Annotated in this window: 16 protein-coding genes; 7 read left to right on the top strand and 9 right to left on the bottom strand. The window is 61.0% G+C overall.

The annotated features are described in order from the left end of the window. Positions 1-88: 88 nt before the first annotated feature. Positions 89-637 carry a DinB family protein gene (locus tag BWP39_RS30520; protein ID WP_096725895.1) on the top strand — a complete coding sequence of 183 codons (549 nt, stop codon included), beginning with the start codon at positions 89-91 and terminating at the stop codon, positions 635-637. Here BWP39_RS30520 and BWP39_RS30525 read toward each other — a convergent pair. The 4 genes from BWP39_RS30525 to argG all read right to left on the bottom strand — a co-directional run bounded on the left by BWP39_RS30525 (position 609) and on the right by argG (position 4340). Continuing rightward, entirely contained in the window at positions 609-1250 is a 642-nt protein-coding gene (locus BWP39_RS30525) for a DsbA family oxidoreductase (RefSeq protein ID WP_096725896.1), read from the bottom strand. The genes BWP39_RS30520 and BWP39_RS30525 overlap by 29 nt on opposite strands. Positions 1251-1368: 118 nt before the next feature. Further along, complete coding sequence (locus BWP39_RS30530) at positions 1369-2112, bottom strand: SDR family NAD(P)-dependent oxidoreductase (RefSeq protein WP_096725897.1); 744 nt, start codon at positions 2110-2112, stop codon at positions 1369-1371. Between the two features lie 62 nt (positions 2113-2174). Next, on the bottom strand, positions 2175-2969 hold the full coding sequence (locus BWP39_RS30535; RefSeq protein ID WP_096725898.1) for a hypothetical protein: 795 nt from the start codon (positions 2967-2969) through the stop codon (positions 2175-2177). 24 nt (positions 2970-2993) lie between these two features. Continuing rightward, positions 2994-4340: an argininosuccinate synthase gene (argG, locus tag BWP39_RS30540; protein WP_096725899.1), complete on the bottom strand. Its 1347-nt coding sequence runs from the start codon at positions 4338-4340 to the stop codon at positions 2994-2996. 15 nt (positions 4341-4355) lie between these two features. Here argG and BWP39_RS31670 point away from each other — a divergent pair, with 15 nt between their 5' ends. From BWP39_RS31670 to BWP39_RS30550, 3 genes are all read left to right on the top strand, one after another. Beyond that, positions 4356-4553 (top strand): hypothetical protein, encoded by a 198-nt coding sequence (locus tag BWP39_RS31670; RefSeq protein ID WP_133116981.1) that lies wholly within the window; start codon positions 4356-4358, stop codon positions 4551-4553. 147 nt (positions 4554-4700) lie between these two features. After that, complete coding sequence (locus BWP39_RS30545) at positions 4701-5132, top strand: Lrp/AsnC family transcriptional regulator (RefSeq protein WP_096725900.1); 432 nt, start codon at positions 4701-4703, stop codon at positions 5130-5132. A gap of 29 nt (positions 5133-5161) precedes the next feature. Next, a complete protein-coding gene (locus BWP39_RS30550; protein WP_096725901.1) occupies positions 5162-5920 on the top strand; it encodes a dimethylarginine dimethylaminohydrolase family protein in 759 nt (252 codons plus the stop codon). A 126-nt stretch (positions 5921-6046) separates the two neighbouring features. Here BWP39_RS30550 and BWP39_RS30555 read toward each other — a convergent pair whose 3' ends face one another. After that, on the bottom strand, positions 6047-7330 hold the full coding sequence (locus tag BWP39_RS30555) for a cystathionine gamma-synthase family protein (RefSeq protein ID WP_096725902.1): 1284 nt from the start codon (positions 7328-7330) through the stop codon (positions 6047-6049). A 36-nt stretch (positions 7331-7366) separates the two neighbouring features. Continuing rightward, positions 7367-8365, bottom strand: a complete 999-nt coding sequence (locus BWP39_RS30560) for an AraC family transcriptional regulator (RefSeq protein ID WP_096725903.1) — start codon at positions 8363-8365, stop codon at positions 7367-7369. Between the two features lie 163 nt (positions 8366-8528). Between BWP39_RS30560 and BWP39_RS30565 the strand changes: the two genes are divergently transcribed. Further along, positions 8529-9737 (top strand): MFS transporter, encoded by a 1209-nt coding sequence (locus BWP39_RS30565; protein WP_133116982.1) that lies wholly within the window; start codon positions 8529-8531, stop codon positions 9735-9737. 21 nt (positions 9738-9758) lie between these two features. Here BWP39_RS30565 and BWP39_RS30570 read toward each other — a convergent pair whose 3' ends face one another. From BWP39_RS30570 to BWP39_RS30580, 3 genes are all read right to left on the bottom strand, one after another. Next, the gene (locus BWP39_RS30570) at positions 9759-10262 is read right to left on the bottom strand and encodes a hypothetical protein (protein ID WP_133116983.1); all 504 of its coding nucleotides are present in this window, start codon (positions 10260-10262) and stop codon (positions 9759-9761) included. Between the two features lie 306 nt (positions 10263-10568). Further along, positions 10569-11837, bottom strand: a complete 1269-nt coding sequence (locus BWP39_RS30575) for a dicarboxylate/amino acid:cation symporter (protein WP_096725905.1) — start codon at positions 11835-11837, stop codon at positions 10569-10571. After that, positions 11821-12483: a GntR family transcriptional regulator gene (locus BWP39_RS30580; protein ID WP_096725906.1), complete on the bottom strand. Its 663-nt coding sequence runs from the start codon at positions 12481-12483 to the stop codon at positions 11821-11823. The genes BWP39_RS30575 and BWP39_RS30580 overlap by 17 nt, the downstream gene beginning before the upstream one ends. A gap of 339 nt (positions 12484-12822) precedes the next feature. Here BWP39_RS30580 and BWP39_RS30585 point away from each other — a divergent pair, with 339 nt between their 5' ends. Beyond that, the gene (locus BWP39_RS30585; RefSeq protein ID WP_096725907.1) at positions 12823-13308 is read left to right on the top strand and encodes a GNAT family N-acetyltransferase; all 486 of its coding nucleotides are present in this window, start codon (positions 12823-12825) and stop codon (positions 13306-13308) included. A 584-nt stretch (positions 13309-13892) separates the two neighbouring features. Then, a complete protein-coding gene (locus BWP39_RS30590) occupies positions 13893-16844 on the top strand; it encodes a GH92 family glycosyl hydrolase (protein WP_207557199.1) in 2952 nt (983 codons plus the stop codon). Positions 16845-16985: the final 141 nt, after the last annotated feature.

Consider the following 16985-nt stretch of genomic DNA (forward strand, 5'->3'; position numbering starts at 1 on the left):
TCGCCCTGAATGTCTGGAAGTCCGCACAGCCTGCTAAGGTCAGCTTCTCGATCAACCCCAAAGCAATACGCCATTCAGGAAAGCGACAATGAGTGCACAAGGGCTTCTGATTTCTCTGTTTCGATACAAGGCATGGGCTGACGAAGGGCTGATTGCAGGGCTGGCCAGGCTTGAGGAGGAGGCGCCAGACGACGAGTACTACACGGCGGTTAGCGTCCTCAATCACGCTCACATCGTCGACCGGATTTTCGTCGCCAATCTTCAGCGTGTGAGGCACGCCTATACGAAAACAGAGACGGCCGAGGTGCCGAAACTGGAGGATCTATCGAGAGCAATCAGAGAAACGGATCAATGGTATGTCGCGTACCTTGAGCGTCTGGACGAGACCGAACTTACCGAAGCGATTGAGTTTGTTTTCACAGATGGGACGCCTGGACGAATGTCACGCGAGGAAATGCTTGGACATATCATTGCCCACGCCGGATACCATCGCGGCGAAGTGGGTCGAATCCTGACTCAGCTAACCACGTCCTCGCCGCGTGACACTTTTACTGGCTATCTTCACGAAGTCGAGCCCGCGCGTCGAGGGCTGCCAGGCGAACACCGAACTACGCTTCCGCCAGTACCCGCTCGATAACCTGTTCAAACGCTTCCACCGGTTGGCCGCCGCTCACCAGGTAGCGATTGTTGAAGATGAACGCCGGTACCGACTGGATGCCCATCGCCTGGTATTTGTGTTCTTCAGCGCGAACTTCGTCAGCGTACTGTCCGCTTTGCAGCACACCACGCGCTTCTTCTGCGTCGAGCCCCACCGATTGCGCCGCTTCGACGAGCACCGCATGATCGCTCGGGTCTTTGCCGTCGGAATGATAGGCGCGCAACAGCGCCATTTTGAGCGGTACCTGCTTGCCTTGAATACTCGCCCAATGCATCAGGCGGTGCGCATCGAATGTGTTGTAGACGTGGTCGCGCGATCCGAAGACGAAGCCGACACTCGCGCCGCGCTCGCGGATCATCGCTTGTGTTTCGGCGATCTGTTCCGGTGTACGTCCATATTTTTTGCCGAGATAGTCGACGATGGCTTCGCCACCGGGTCCCATCTGCGGATTCAGTTCGAACGGATGAACGGCGATTTGCGCGTCGACTGTTTCGTCGAGACGCGCCAGGGCGAGCTGCAGCGATGACAGGCCGACTGCACACCATGGGCACGCGACATCGGAGACAAGATCGATGGTGATGGTTTGTTTCATTGCTTTCCTGATGGGGTAATGTGCAGTGCAGCCGGGCTGGCATCGCACTGGATTTCCGCACAGGTTAGCTCGAAACGCCGATCCTTGCAGTGACCCCGGATCGTCCCGCACGCGTCTGCTACGTGAGATTGAGCCCGCCGTCCGAGAGCAGAATCTCGCCCGTCAGATAGTCCGAGGCGACCAGCAATGCAACCGCCTGCGCGATGTCTTCAGGACTCGCTGCCCGGCGCATCGGCGCGCGCTCTTTCCAGAGTTGCTGCGCCTGTGTCCAGCCAGCAGTAAGCGGTGTATCCACGAGTCCAGGCGCAACCGCATTCACGCGGATATCGGGTGCAAGCGACACAGCAAGCAAACGGGTCACATGGTTTAACGCGGCCTTGCTCGCTGCGTAAGGAATGGACGCGCCCTTGGGACGAACGCCTGCGTGCGAACTGACGTTCACGACACAACCTGGTCTTCCACGTGCAGCAGCTTCACGTAAGGCTGCTTCCGCTTCGGCCACGAGACGAAACGGCGCGATCACGTTGACTTCATGCAACTCATGCCAGACATCCGGCGTGGCCGCGGCGAGATCGGCATGGGGGATAACGCGACTGATCCCGGCGTTGTTCACCAGGACATCGAGTCGACCCCACGCAGCAATGGCCTCTCGAATCAACTTCACGCGGTCTGCGTCGTTGGCCAGATCGGCTTGCACGTACGTGGCCGAACCGAGTTCACTGGCCAGTGCATGTCCCACTTCGACTGAACTGCGCGAATGCAGGACGACAGCGTATCCATCCAATGAGAGCCGGCGAGCAATCGCAGCCCCGATACCGGAAGTCGAACCAGTGACCAGTGCAACAGGCTGCGAAGTTTTCATGGAGGTGCGAGTGGTGTGTTTAAACCGGCCGGGTTCGTACTGATGAGTCCGGTTTCAACGACTTACGCCGTCGTAACGGCGCGTTGCTTATCGAGGTTCGCGCGCCGTGCCATCGCTATCCGCCGGGTACCCCATTGCACGAGCATCGCTAGCGCTGCAGCTTCTACAAACGCCACGGCAGCAGGTTGATGAAGCAACGCGAACGAAAGCAGCAAACAGAACGCGGCAAACGAAAACCTGCCGAGTACCATGCCGCGCAATAACGAAACGACGAAGTCGGACCCGTGTGCGCGATGTGACGATACCGACAGCACGGTTCCAAGCAACGGGAAGACTGCGAACAAACCACTCCACGTCGGGCCCATCCGTCCCGACAGCGACGTCACTACGATCGTCAGCGTTGCGCCCGCCACCATTCTGCCGATCAGATCGGAGCGTGTCAGCGGCGCACCTGCTGCGACGGCCGCACTGCGTGGCAAAAACGATTGACCGAAGCAGACGGCTGCGAAAGCCACAATGGCAGCCCATATCGGCGATGTCGGCAGGAACGAAAGGGCACACGCGCAAACGAACCACGTGCAGAGACCGGCAACGAGCGCAACCGGCCACGGACGCGAACGGCACGTCCATGCATAAGCGAAATTGAACGCTTCCGACGCGAGGATCGCAGAGAGGGAAAGTATCGCGGCACGCGCGCCGAAAGCCGGGCCGTGCGCGAGGACGAGGAGGTAAAGAATCGGACCGGCTACGACGGGTAGGCCGGCCAGCCATCCCGCGATGGCCGGTCCCCACCATTTGCCCGACATCGAGACGATAAGCAGAAACAGCGGGACGAGCGTGAGCTTGAGCGCAAGCATGCCGGTCACGGTTCCTGGCCTCGCTTATTTGCCTTGCTTTTTGCTGTCGTCCTTCAGCTCCGGCAGCGCCGAGGTGTCGCCTGGTGTGAGCAGACCCACCTTGGCGTAGACCTGAAGCTTGTCGCGCGTGTCGGTGATATCCAGATTCCGCATCGTCAGTTGGCCGATCCGGTCGCGCGGCGAGAACGTCGACGCGACCTTTTCCATCGACAGCCGTTCGGGCTGATACGTCAGGTTCGGCGAGCGCGTGTTCACGATCGAATAGTCGTTGCCGCGACGCAGTTCAATTGTCACTTCGCCGGTGATCGCACGGGCGACCCAGCGTTGCGCCGTTTCGCGCAGCATGATTGCCTGCGGATCGAACCAGCGGCCCTGGTACAGCAGACGTCCGAGCCGGCGACCGCTCTCGCGATACTGCTCGATCGTGTCTTCGTTATGGATGCCGGTCACAAGCCGTTCGTACGCGATGTACAGCAGCGCGAGCCCCGGGGCTTCGTAAATGCCGCGGCTCTTCGCTTCGATGATCCGGTTCTCGATCTGATCGCTCATGCCGAGTCCGTGACGTCCGCCGATCCGGTTTGCTTCCAGCAGCAGTTCGACCGCGTCCGTAAACTCCACGCCGTTCAGTGCGACCGGCCGGCCTTCTTCGAAACGGACCGTGACCTGTTCGCGGGCGATCTGCACGTCGTCGCGCCAGAACGCGACACCCATGATCGGGTTGACGATCTGGATACCGCTTTCAAGGCTCTCGAGATCCTTCGCTTCGTGCGTCGCGCCGAGCAGATTGGAGTCGGTCGAATAGGCTTTCTCTGCAGACATCTTGTAGCCGAACCCTGCCTTGTGCATGAATTCGGACATCTCCGCACGGCCACCGAGCTCGTCGATGAACGCCTGATCGAGCCACGGCTTGTAAATCTTCAGGTCCGGGTTCACGAGCAGGCCATAGCGATAAAACCGCTCGATGTCGTTGCCTTTATACGTGCTGCCGTCGCCCCAGATATTCACGCCGTCCTGCTTCATCGCGGCGACGAGCATGGTACCTGTCACAGCGCGGCCGATCGGCGTCGTGTTGAAATAGGTCACGCCCGCCGTCGAAATATGGAAGGCACCGGATTGCAACGCCGCAATGCCTTCAGCAACCAGCTGGGCCCGGCAATCGATCAAGCGTGCGTTTTCTGCGCCATATTGCATCGCCTTACGCGGGATCTCGTCGTAATCCGTCTCGTCGGGCTGGCCCAGATTTGCCGTGTAGGCGTACGGTACGGCGCCTTTGACGCGCATCCAGTGCAGCGCCGCGCTGGTATCGAGGCCGCCGGAGAACGCGATGCCCACGCGTTGCTGCAGCGGAAGGCTTTCGAGAATAGTAGTCATCTGAGGATTGCCTGGTTGAAGGTGACGCAAGAACTAAAGGATGAGGTTGCGGCGCGATGCGGCTCGGTAGGGCTGATTCAATGGACGATTTTCGGCGATCTCGGCGTCGTTGTCGAATCTGTCATGGATGCACAGTTACTTGCCCGCGGCCGCTCGCGCCGCCCGATAGACGCATTATTTCTAAAATTCTGGCCAGCAAAAAGCCGTCAATAGTGTCAGTTTTGTCGATAAAATAAGCAAAATGCTACATCGCGCCAGCAATATGATCGATTGGCGCCAACAAGGGCAGTGCCGCGAACAGTTTATTCCGGGGCGTTTCATCTTGCTGACCGGCTCTGATTATCAAAAGGACCCACGCACATGATCGTGCTCGACGACATCGACCGGCAACTCATCGCGCTGCTGCGCGACAATGCGCGGCTGCCGGTCGTCGCGCTCGCGAAGGAACTGCGGGTCGCGCGCGCGACCGTGCAAAACCGGATGACGCGACTCGAACAGGGCGGTGTGATCGTCGGCTATACGGTGCGGCTGAAGGCAAGCGCGGAGCGTCACCGGATCCGCGCGCTGATGTCGATTGCCGTGCAGGGTAATCGGGCCGCGTCGGTGGTCAAGGTGCTGCGCGGGCATCCGAACGTCGCGACGATTCATAGCACGAACGGCCGTTGGGACATGGTCGCGGAACTGCAGGCGGATTCGCTGGAGAGCTTCGATCGCGTGCTGGGCACGATTCGGTTGATCGATGGGATTGCGACTACCGAGACGAGCATTCTGCTGTCGACGCATAAGGCGTGAGTTCGGCGAACCGGTCAGGAGGAGTTTCGATGCATTTCACGAAGGCAATCGTTCGTCGTCCCGCCGCATCGTGCGGCGCCGGCCTCACCACTGCGCAGTCGGGCGCTCCCGACTACGACAGGACGCTGACGCAATTCCAGGCCTACTGCGACGCGTTTCGTTCGCTTGGTATCGAACTGATCGAACTACCGATGCTCGATGCGTTCCCGGACGGCCATTTCGTCGAGGACGTCGCTGTCGTTACCGCGGAATTCGCGGTTGTCACGCGTCCGGGCGCACCCGCGAGGCGTGGCGAAATCGATTCGATCGCCGCACCGCTTGCTGCGCATCGCACCTTGCTACCGATGCGCGATGGCCGTCTCGACGGCGGCGATGTGATGCAGGTCGACACACGCTTCTACATCGGACTGTCGGGCCGTACCGATGCAGCCGGTATCGCCGCGTTCGAGGCACTCGTGGCGCCGCACGGTTACACCGTCGAGGCGATTCCTCTCGAAGCCGGGCTGCATTTGAAATCGGTGGTCAATTATCTCGGCGACGATATGCTGCTCGTGACTGAAGCGCTGGCGGGGCATCGTGCGTTCGATGATTTTCGCCGGATGGTGATCGATGCGGCCGACGAGTACGCATGCAACACGCTGCTGGTCAACGGTGCGCTGCTCACGCCCGCTGGTTATCCGCGCGTGCAGGAGAAAATCGCTGCGCTCGGCATGCCGCTGCACATGCTCGACGCGAGCGAATTTCGCAAGATGGATGGTGGATTGACTTGCCTGTCGCTGCGGTTCTAGCCAGGTCCGGCGTAACGATCGCATACCGAGAACGTTTGCCGGACCATCGGCGCTCATTGGAGCATGAGCGTTTAGTCCATGCCGGGCCTGTTGTTCGACCAGGACCGGCCAGATCCCGTCACACCGTCAGCAATGCTCCAGCGCATTCGACAGATCGGCGATCAGATCATCCGGATGTTCGAGTCCGACGGAGACGCGAATCAATCCCTCAGACACGCCCGCTGCCGCGCGCGCCGCAATCGGCACACCGGAATGTGTCGTCGACGCCGGATGACAGATCAGCGACTCCGTGCCACCCAGACTCACCGCAGACTTGAACAGCGTCAGACCATTGATAAACCTGAACGCCTGTTCACGACCCCCATCCAGCACAAACGCAAACGTCGATCCCGGTCCCGTACATTGACGTCGATACACTGCCTGGTACGCGGGATCATCGTTCAGTTCGGAGTGCAGCACCTTAACCGGCCGATGCGGATTGTCCGCGAGCCATCGCGCGACGGCGGTGCCGCTACGCGCAGCGGCTTCCATCCGCAGCACGAGCGTTTCCATTGAACGCGTGATCATCCACGACGAGTGCGGATCGAGCTGCGAGCCGAGCGAGCTGCGAATCCCGCGCACCTTGGTGACGAGGGCGCGTGTGCCTGTCACGCCGCCCGCAACCAGGTCGCTATGTCCGCCGACATACTTCGTCAGCGAATACACGCACAGGTCGATGCCTTGCTTGACCGGCTTCTGATACAGCGGTCCGAGCATCGTGTTGTCGCACACCGAAAGCGGACGATAACCGTGACGCGTTTCGAAGGCATCGATCTCGCGACGCAGTCCTTCGAGATCGAACAACGCGTTGGTCGGATTGGCCGGCGTCTCGATGTAGCACATGCGCACGTGGCCTCTTTTCGCGGCGGCTTCGAGTGCGTCGCGAATCGCATCTGTCGAGAGACCGTCGTCGATCACCTGCGACGTGATGCCCCATTCGGGAAGAAACTTCGAGATCAGTGTTTCGGTGCCGCCGTATAGCGGGGCGGATTGCACGACGCAGTCGCCAGGGCGCAGAAATGCCAGCAGGACCGCTGCAATCGCTGACATGCCGCTCGATGTCACCACGGCAGATTCGGAGCCGTCCAGCAACGCGAGCCGGTCCTCGACGATCTCGAGATTCGGGTGATTGAAACGGCTATAGACGAGCCCCGCGCTTTCGCCTTCGGGAGAGGGCTTGCGACCGGACACCATATCGAAGAAGTCGGCGCCGTCCTCCGCGGTGCGGAACGCGAACGTCGATGTCAGAAACACAGGCGGCTTGACCGAGCCTTCCGAGAGGAAGGGATCGTATCCATACGACATCATCTGTGTCTCGGGATGCAGATCGCGGCCGGCGATCGTGCGCTTATGGTAGTTGCGATAGGCCATTGATGGCTCCACTTGAGATTGTACGGTTCGGCGTTTTTAGTCGACCGCCGCTACATCCTGCGCGCGCACTGCGCCCGGCGATTGTCCCACGACGCGCTTGAAGGCGCGGCTAAAAGCTGCGAGCGAACCGTACCCGAGGCGATAGGCAACCGTTTCGATCGATTCGCGATCGCGCGTGATCCATTGCGATGCGAGACGCATGCGCAATTCGGTCAGATAGCGCACCGGTGTCATGCCGGTTGCTGCCAGAAAACGTTCGGCGAACACGGAGCGCGAGTGGCCCATTTCGGAGGCCAGTTCTGCGACCGTCCAGTTGCGGCCCGGATCGCGATGCAGCGCGACGATCGCACGACCGAGGCGCGGATCGCGCAGGGCCTGCACCCAGCCCGTTGCGTCGCCGCAGCCGCATTCGACCCAGCCGCGCACGATGAACGCGGCGATGACATCCGCGAGCCGCGCAAGGATGCCGGCGAAGCCCGCCCGTTCGGCGCAGGATTCGCGCTCCATCGCATCGAGCATCGGTCGGATCTCGGGGTAGCGTTCGAGCAGCGTGCCGACATGCATGACCTCGGGCATCGCCGTGACGAGCGGCTGCATGCCGCCCAGATCGAGCTCCATGCAGCCGCTGAAGATCAGTGCGTCGTCGGCGTCGGTGGCTGCTTCGCTTTCGTCAGTTCCTTCGGCAGCAGGGCTTGCCGCAGTCGCGGTGTCGATCTGGGTCACGGAATCGCATAACTGCGCGGTTTCGAACGCCGAGATCGAGCGGGTCGGTACGTCCAGTGCGGAGAGCAGTTCGTGCGCGGCGCCGTGCGGCAGCAGCAGCGCGTCGCCGGCTTCGAGCTGGTAAGTCTCGCTGGCCGTGCGCAGGACAACCGGTCCGCGGCCGACAAAGTGAAACTGGGCCCGCCCCGGCACAGTACCGAAGCTGATGCCGAACGGGCGTGCGACCTGAATGCGCCGGTAGCGGACGCCAAAGAGGCGCATACCGAGCAGCAGATCGCTGATGAGGTCGTGGGAATCGGATTGCTGCGGCATAGATGTCACCTACGAAGTCACCTTCAAAGCCCCGGGCTGTGTGGTCAGCATCGGTTCCGGACGATAGATCAAGAATAGCGGATTTTATGCCATAGACCGTCCTGCCGCTTATCCTTACACTGTGCCCTCATCGAGTAAACCCGTATTCGGAGCGCAACGAAGCATGGACACCACTATCCAGGTCGCGGAGGCCTTATCGGTCGAGCAGGACGAGAAACCGGCGTGGGGCGCCGTCTTTTCAATGACTCTCGGCGTGTTCGCCCTGGTCACGGCGGAATTTCTGCCAGCCAGCCTGTTGACGCCGATCGCGTCGAGCCTCGGCGTGACCGAGGGCGTAGCGGGGCAGGCGGTCACGATGACCGCAGCCGTCGCACTCGTCACGAGCCTGCTGACCGCCACAGTGACGCGCGCCATCGACAGGCGGCGCGTGTTGCTTGCATTCACGGTGCTGTTGATCGCGTCGAACCTGCTCGTCGGTTTCGCCACCAGCCTGCCGGCTGTCCTGATCGGGCGTGTGCTGCTTGGCGTGGCGCTCGGTGGCTTCTGGACGATGTCGGCGGCGACGGCGATGCGACTCGTTCCCCCAGCGATGGTGCCGCGCGCGCTGTCGATTATCTTCAGTGGCGTGTCGGTCGCGACGATTGCTGCCGCGCCGCTCGGCAGCTACTTCGGCAATCTGATCGGCTGGCGCAGCGTGTTTCTGATCGCGGCCGCGCTGGGCCTGCTCGCGCTGGTCTGGCAGGCCGCCACTTTGCCGAAGATGGCGCCGAACGGAGCGACGCGTCTGCGCACGCTGATCGACGTGCTGATGCGACCGACGGTCGGGCTCGGCATGCTCGCCACGATCCTCGTGTTCACCGGGCATTTCGCGTTCTTCACCTACCTGCGGCCGTTTCTGGAGACCGTGTCGGGTGTCGGTGTGAACGGCCTGTCGGGGATCCTGCTGGGCTACGGCGTGGCGAATTTCGTTGGTACGTCGCTGGCTGGCCGACTGCTCGAACGCAACCTGCGAATGACGTTGATTGCGATGCCGGCGGCGATGATCTTGATCGGTGTGGCGCTCGTGAGCCTGGGGCGCGCACCGGTCGCCGATGCGGTGTTGATCGCGCTATGGGGCGTGGCGTTCGGCGGTGTGCCGGTGGCCTGGTCCACGTGGGTCACGCGGACCGTACCCGACGAGGCAGAAAGTGCGGGTGGTCTGATTGTCGCGGCCGTTCAGCTCGCGATTGCAACGGGCGCGGCAGTGGGCGGCGTCGTGTTCGACGCGAGCGGAGCGAAGGGTGTGTTCATGGGAAGCGCCGCGGTGCTGGTCGTGGCCGTGCTTGCGATACTGTCCGGTGTGCCGGCCAATGCGGCGGCACACCGGGGATAAGCTTCACTGCTAGCGTTGCGGCTAGTCGTCGGCGAGGTCTGGCGACCCTTGCGGGTAAGCACCTTTCGAAGACGTATCCATCGCGCCTGGCATCGCCGATGCAGCCACAAGCGCGCCGCGACAATCGCCGATGATTGTCGCGATGCGGTCGGCGACATCGCCTGGCACTGTGTCATTGCCGCAATCGCAGATGATCGTTGCGAGCTGGTCGGCGACGTCGCCCAGTACCGGATCGCCGCCCTTCGCGTGGGCCGTGTGGGCGTGTTCCCAGATCGACGTCAGTTCGTGTATCAATGCCGGCGAGATGCCGTGACAAGGTGCGCTTCGTCCGGCGCCACGCTGGCTGACCGACGCACGTATCGCGCCCTCGGCCCGCATCAGACTGGTAAAAGGATCCGCCAGCGCGGTGCTGCTGTGCGAGCGCGATGGTGCAGCCCGCAGGCCGCTTACTTTCCTGACCTTGCTCGCCATCGGCCGCGATTCAGCGCGACGGCTCGCAGCGGGCCAGCGTAGTTTCTCAACCATGATGACCTCCATGGGGAAGCCGGGTTTCCGGTACAGCCGGTTGGCAGGCCATAGCCGGAAATCGAGTCGGTGCTGAATCGATGTACCGCTGCGGCAGGCGGCTCGTCTGCTCTCTATGCACCGGCCGCAGACGCGCGACCCAACCCGAGCTGGACGTCACTCCGCGGTTCCGAGCTTGCCGTAGAACACGGGCAGCCATGGTGTAGCTCCTCAAAAATCATCCGTGGTGAGGTCGATGCGGGTGTTCGCAACACCTGCGTCGGTCGTTCTGGTTTCTCTGCTCTCGTGCTGTCTCAAGTCGTCGCGTCAGGTGTTTTCAGGCAGCGAGCCCAACGGACCCGCCGTGCGCTCACCGGTTGCAGGCCCGGTGTAGGGCTGACCCGAAATCCGCATGGCCACCGCGGTCGCAACGGTGCTTGCATACACGTTCAGTGCGGTACGTCCCATGTCGAAGAATGCGTCGATGCCGAGAATCAGCAGCACGGCTTCAGCCGGCAACCCGACCGCCGAGAGAATCGCGGTGATGGCAACGATGGCACCCGACGGAACGTTGGCTGCGCCGTCGATCGTAATGATGGTCAACACGACGATGGTGAACATCACCGGCCAGCTCCACACCAGGTGATAGGCGTCCGCCAGATAACCGACGGCGAGCGCGGTATACAGCACCGCGCCATCGCGATTGAAGATGTACGAAAGCGGCAGGATCGTCGACGCGACGGACTGCGGAACGCCCATTTCCGTCAAGCGCTTCAGATGCACGGGGAAGGTGATTTCCGAGGAGCGCGTGCTGAATGCGAGGATCAGCGGTTCGCTGACCTGCTTGATGACCGCGCGCGGCGACAGGCCGATCACCTTGAGGATCAGCGTGAGCACGATGGCGAGGACCGCCATGCCGAGATACGCGATACCGAGCAGCTTGATCAGCGGCGTGATCGCGGATACGCCTTTCGATGCCAGCAACCAGGCAATGCTGGCAAACACGGCGAACGGCGACAGCGCGATGATCCATTCGATCATCTTGAACAGCGCGGCCAGAAACGATTCGAGCACGGCCACGAGCGGCGCCGCGCGATCTTCGACCACCGAGAGCGCCGATCCCAGCAACACGCCGAAGACAAGCACCGGCAATGCATTACCTTCGACCAGCGCACCGACGATATTCGCCGGCACCATATCCACGAGGAACTTCGTCCAGTCGATACCGGCCGCGAGGTTCGCGGGCATCGCCGCGGTCTCTGCGAGGCTGGCGCCCAGACCGGGACGGAACAGCAGGTTGAGCCCGAGTCCCAGCGAGCTCGCCAGCAGCGTCATGATCACGAAAAAGACGATGCTCCAGAGGGCGGTCTTGCCGAGGTGCCCACGCTGCACGCCGGCCCGAAACGTCCCCAGCGTGACGGATAAGAGAATCAACGGCATGACGACCATCTTGATGCCATGCGCGAAAAGCGTGGAGATAAACGCGAGCTTCGTGCTGATCCCCGGCACAAAGAGTCCAAAGACGATGCCAAGCGCGAGCCCCGCCAGCATTTGCAACGGCATTGATATTCTTTTTTGTTTATTTGGTAGATTCATGTTGCGTCCGGATTAAATTAATTCGTGCATCAGTTGCATCGACGATGTGATTCCACATATGCCGGCGTGCTTCTTCCGCCTCTTTCGCCTTGATTGCTTTATAGATATTCAGATGCTCCAGCGTTCCGCGCCGCACCGTGGCCGCGTCGTGGTGCTGCAGTTCGTTGAGCGCCGGTCCCGTCTGCGCCCGCAGTACCTTGTACGTGGTGAACAGTCGTTCGTTTCGGCAGGCGGCGAACATCTCCTGATGGAATACCCAGCCGTGGCGCTGCTCGGCCATTACGTTGGTCGATTGCTGTTCGAGCAGCCGCAGCAGTTCTTCCACTGCGTGGTTCAGTCCTTCGGTTGGGCCGTTCGCTGCCGCGAGGTAGGCGGCTGTGCTCTCGAGAGCAAGGCGTACCTCGAAAATTTCGCGTAGATCGTTGGTAGTCGGCGCGGTGACGTAGGTTCCTTTTTTGGGGATGGCCTCGACCAGCCCTTCGACGATCAGGCGTTGTATCGCAGACCGGACGGGCGTGTGTCCTAGCATCAGGTTGTCGGCTATGCTGCGTGGCGACACGGGATCTCCCGGCGCCAGCCGCCCATCGAGTATCCGCGAGCGAATCTGGATGTAGGCAGACTGGGTATCGGATTGTGGCACGTCCATCTTCTGAGATCTCAGTGGAGTTTTTCACACGGATGGCAAAAGGATTTGCAGAGATGATTACGCTCTTGGGAACAACGTGCAACTGTTATTTGAGCCCGAAAAAGCCGTTCCAGGAATAACGGGCGTGTGTTGATTTAAAGCGCATAGCGTTGGGGTATCCGCCAGGTTTGTTAGCGATACCAGCACGTGCGTATTGAATACTGCGGGATACTGCGGCATGACGTACGCACGGTCGTCGACGCGAATTCTGTATGTGCGGATCACCTGAATCATCTTGCTGAATTGTTAAAATACGCGTAAAAGCGCGGTTAATTTTGTTTGATGGCAGGGACTCCCGTTATGTCATTTGATCGATCGCTTTTCTCTATCCGTTCCGTTTCCGCCGAACGGGTTTTTCCGCTTCGAAGCACGATCCTGCTGGACGGCAATACCGAGGCTAGCCATTTTCGCGGTGACCGCGAGACGTCGACCCTGCATCTGGCCGTGTATGAGGAGGATGCAATCGTTGCTGTTGCAACCGTATGTCAGGAAGCGTTTCCAGGTTCGCCAGGCGACACTGCCTGGCGATTGCGCGGCGTCGCCGTCGAGCCGAAGTGGCAGGGATACGGTCTCGGCCGGCTGATGATCAAACTGTGCATCGATCACGCACAACATAACGGTGGCCGGCTGGTCTGGTGCACCGCACGAGAAAGCGCGCGGGGATTCTACGATTCGATCGGGTTTGCTTCGTCGTCGCCGCCGTTCACGCTGCCGTCAAGAGCCGGTGTGTTGTTCTATGAAATGCATTACGTGCTTCCGGGCAAACCTGCACCGGACGTCGAGTGAGCTGCGTTTGCGTTGCAACCGCAGGTTAAAAAAATGTAAAAAAATATCGGTAGAAACGCTGTCTTCTGACGATTGAGTGCGGCAAAAGGACCCCAGGGCTTTCCTGCGATAAACAGACCGATCTGCTTACGGCGAAACCCACGCTTTACTTCCGGCTTTCAGCGAGAAAACGGCCGCCCTCATCATCGCTTTCATTCCGCGTATTTTACAATTCGCCACTACCTCGCGCTCCTCAAATTGACAATTGCATGCGTCGATTTACGCATTGCGCATGTCATGCCGCCGACACGGAGGCACTTGCTCTGGCCCGTCTCAGCCCTGCAATACGCGGCGCGCCTGCGATCCGACAGCAACCGCCGACAGTGACAAAAATTGCTGCGCCGCATTGCGCCGTTTACTGAATTGGCTAAATTCGGTAATTCTGAATTGTTTAGTAAATTGAATAAACAAATCACGGTAAAAGAGTCGCCGTTGACACGAACGATTTAATACGTCTAGACTCGCTTACGCCATCTTTCCGGCTGTCAGAACAGATAATGTTTAGGATGTCTACTAAACAATAATTGCAAAATAAGGAGACGATTGTGAAGAGATTCACCGAGGTCATCTTCGTTCTGCTTGCAACAGGCGTTCTGGCCGGATGCGGTGGCGACAGCCATCCCGGCAGCGGGCCGGTCGATGCAGCAGCGGTTGCGCGCCAGAATGCGAATGCGTCGGCGGGTGCCGGCGGCTCGGCGGGCGCGGCAGCGGCAGACAGTGCCGAGAATCTTGCGGCGTCCGGTTCCATGATGCGGGTGACGCAATACGTCAATCCGCTGATCGGCACGCTGGCGAGCAATTCGCCTAACCCCGTGCCCGCCGGTCAGGCGGGGAGCGTAGTGCCTGCGGCAGGTTTGCCGTCCGGCATGGTCCAGTGGGCCCCCGATACGAACACCACACCCGCCCCATCGAACAGTGCGGAGCCGGGCTCTCCGGCGGGCTACTACTACGACATCAACAGCATCCAGGGCTTTAGCCTGACGCACATGAGCGGCGCCGGATGCTCAGGCAACGATGGCGAATTCCCCGTCATGCCGACCACCGATGTCACGAAACTGGTCCCGACGTTCCAGCACAGCAACGAGCACGCGCAGGCCGGCGCCTATTCGGTGGTGCTCGACAGCCAGGTCAAGGTCGAGCTGACGGCGACCTTGCGCAGCGGTTTCGGCCGCTTCACCTATCCGGCCTCGCAACCGTCGATCCTCGTGCTCAACGCCACGCGAACCAACACGCGCTCGCAGGTCTCGGGCAGCATCATCAAGGTCGCGAGCAATGCGATCTCCGGCAGCACGATCGGCGGCGGATTCTGCGGCAATTCCACCAGCGTGCCGGTCTACTTCTACGCACAGTTCAGCAAGCCGTTCAACAGCACGTCGTCGTTCAGCAATGGCATTGCGACGATGAATTTCGATGCGGGCTCGACGGTGCTGATGAAAGTCGGTATCTCCTACGTGAGTGTCGACAATGCAAAGCGCAATCTGCTGAAGGAGAACCCGGGCTGGGACTTCGAAGGCATCAAGGCGCTCGCCGACCGGACCTGGAACGAGCGGTTGAATTCGATTCAGGTGTCAGGCGGCACGCCCGATGCGATGACCAAGTTCTATACAGCGCTGTATCACGCGTCGTGGGCACCGAGCGTTTTTAGCGACGTCAACGGGCAGTACATCGGCTTCGACAACGCCGTTCATACCGTGGCGCACGGACAGGCCGCGCAGTACACGAGCTTTTCGGGCTGGGATGTCTATCGCTCGCTGATTCCCTTGAAGGCCATCCTGAACCCGAATGAGACCAGCGACATGGCTCAGTCGCTCGTGAACGACGCCGATCAGTGCGGTGCGATTCCGCACTGGGTCAACGACAACGTCGAGGACGGTGTGATGCCGGGCGATGCGGGCTCGCTGATGGTTGCCGGCGCGTACGCGTTCGGCGCAAGGAACTTCGATCAGAAGGGCGCGCTCGCCCACATGGTCAAGATGGTGAACATTCCGGGTACCGCGTGTCAGAACCCAGGCATGACCACGTATGGCGGGCTGAACGATTTTCTCGGTGCCGGCCATCTGGTTCCCGGTGACGGCGTGTGGGCTGCGGGGTCGACGAATCTCGAGTACACGAGCAGCAACTTCGCGGTGTCGCAGTTTGCCGGCGCGCTCGGCAACACCACGATCCAGAAGATGGCGCTCAGCCACTCGGCTTACTGGCAGAACGTGCTGAATACGTCGCTGACGCCGCCGCTGCTCGCCGCGCGCAACGGTGACGGCAGCTGGGTTTCCGAAAGCCCCAACAGCACCGACAACTACGTTGAAGGCAATGCCGAGCAATACACGTGGATGGTGCCGTTCAATGCGGCAGGGCTGTTCTCGCAGCTGGGTGGAAACACCGCCGTGGTGTCGCGCCTGAATACGTTCTTCACGGTGCTCAATGCAGGGATGAGCTTGCCCAATTTCTACATGGGTAACGAGCCCACGTTCGAAGTACCGTGGATGTACAACTGGGCGGGCTCGCCGTCCGGCACGCAGAACGTCGTGCAGCAGATCATGAACACGGCGTTCAGCACGAAGCCGGATGGTCTGCCAGGCAACGACGACCTCGGCGCCGTGTCGGGCTGGTATGTCTGGGGCGCACTGGGTCTGTATCCGCAGATTCCGGCGGTGGGCGGTTTTGCGATCGGCAGCCCGCAATTTCCGTCGATCGTCGTGCATCTCGGCAATGGCAAAACGCTGCAGATCGCCGCGCGCGGCGCGCCCGATTCCAACTACGTACAGAGCCTGACGGTGAACGGCACGGCGCAGACCAGCAGCTGGTTGCCGCTCGCCGCGCTGGAGCACGGTGCGAAGATGGACTTCACGATGGGTGCATCGGCGTCCGACTGGGGCACCGCTGCATCCGATGCGCCGCCTTCGTTTGCCGTGCCGGTTGCCCAGAACGTGCTGGACGCGTTCAACAACCACGGTGCCGGTACCGATGGCAGCGCCAACACCGACGGCAACGGTGCGGACTTCGACGGCGGGTTGTACAGCTATTCGTCGAATGCGATGGCGGCGGCCGGATGGAGCGGGAGCCAGCCGTTCGTCTTCGATGGCGCGACTTTCGCGACCTCGGGCATGGGCGGGCTGAACAATGCGGTCGCGCTCGGTCAGACGATCACGTTGAGCAGTGCCCAGCCGGGCGGCAATCTGGTCGTGCTGGGTTCGTCCAACAACGGACCGAGCAGCGGTCAGGCGCGCGTCACGTATTCGGACGGCACATCCACGACCTTTACGCTTGCCTTCGATGACTGGACATTGAACGGCGGCTCGGCCAGCGTCAGTACGGGCGCACAGACCGCGCTGACGATGCCGTACCGCAACCAGGGCAACGGTCAGAAGGACAACACGAAGACGTATCTCTTCGCGATCAAGGTGCCGCTTGCCACAGGCAAGACGGTCGCGAGCGTGACGCTGCCGCGCACGGCCAGCACCGGCAAGCTGCATGTGTTCGGGATCGCAGTGGGGAGCTGAGCAGGGCAACACTTCGGTCCCACTGGACCGATGGTCGATCGAACGAAACAGTGCGCGCCACGTGTCGTTACGCGCGCACTGTTTCCCGTTCGACCAGGTAGGACATCCGCGGTGTGACCTGGGCGTTCGCAACGAACGCCC

This window comes from Paraburkholderia acidicola, assembly GCF_002362315.1.
Lineage (GTDB): Bacteria > Pseudomonadota > Gammaproteobacteria > Burkholderiales > Burkholderiaceae > Paraburkholderia > Paraburkholderia acidicola.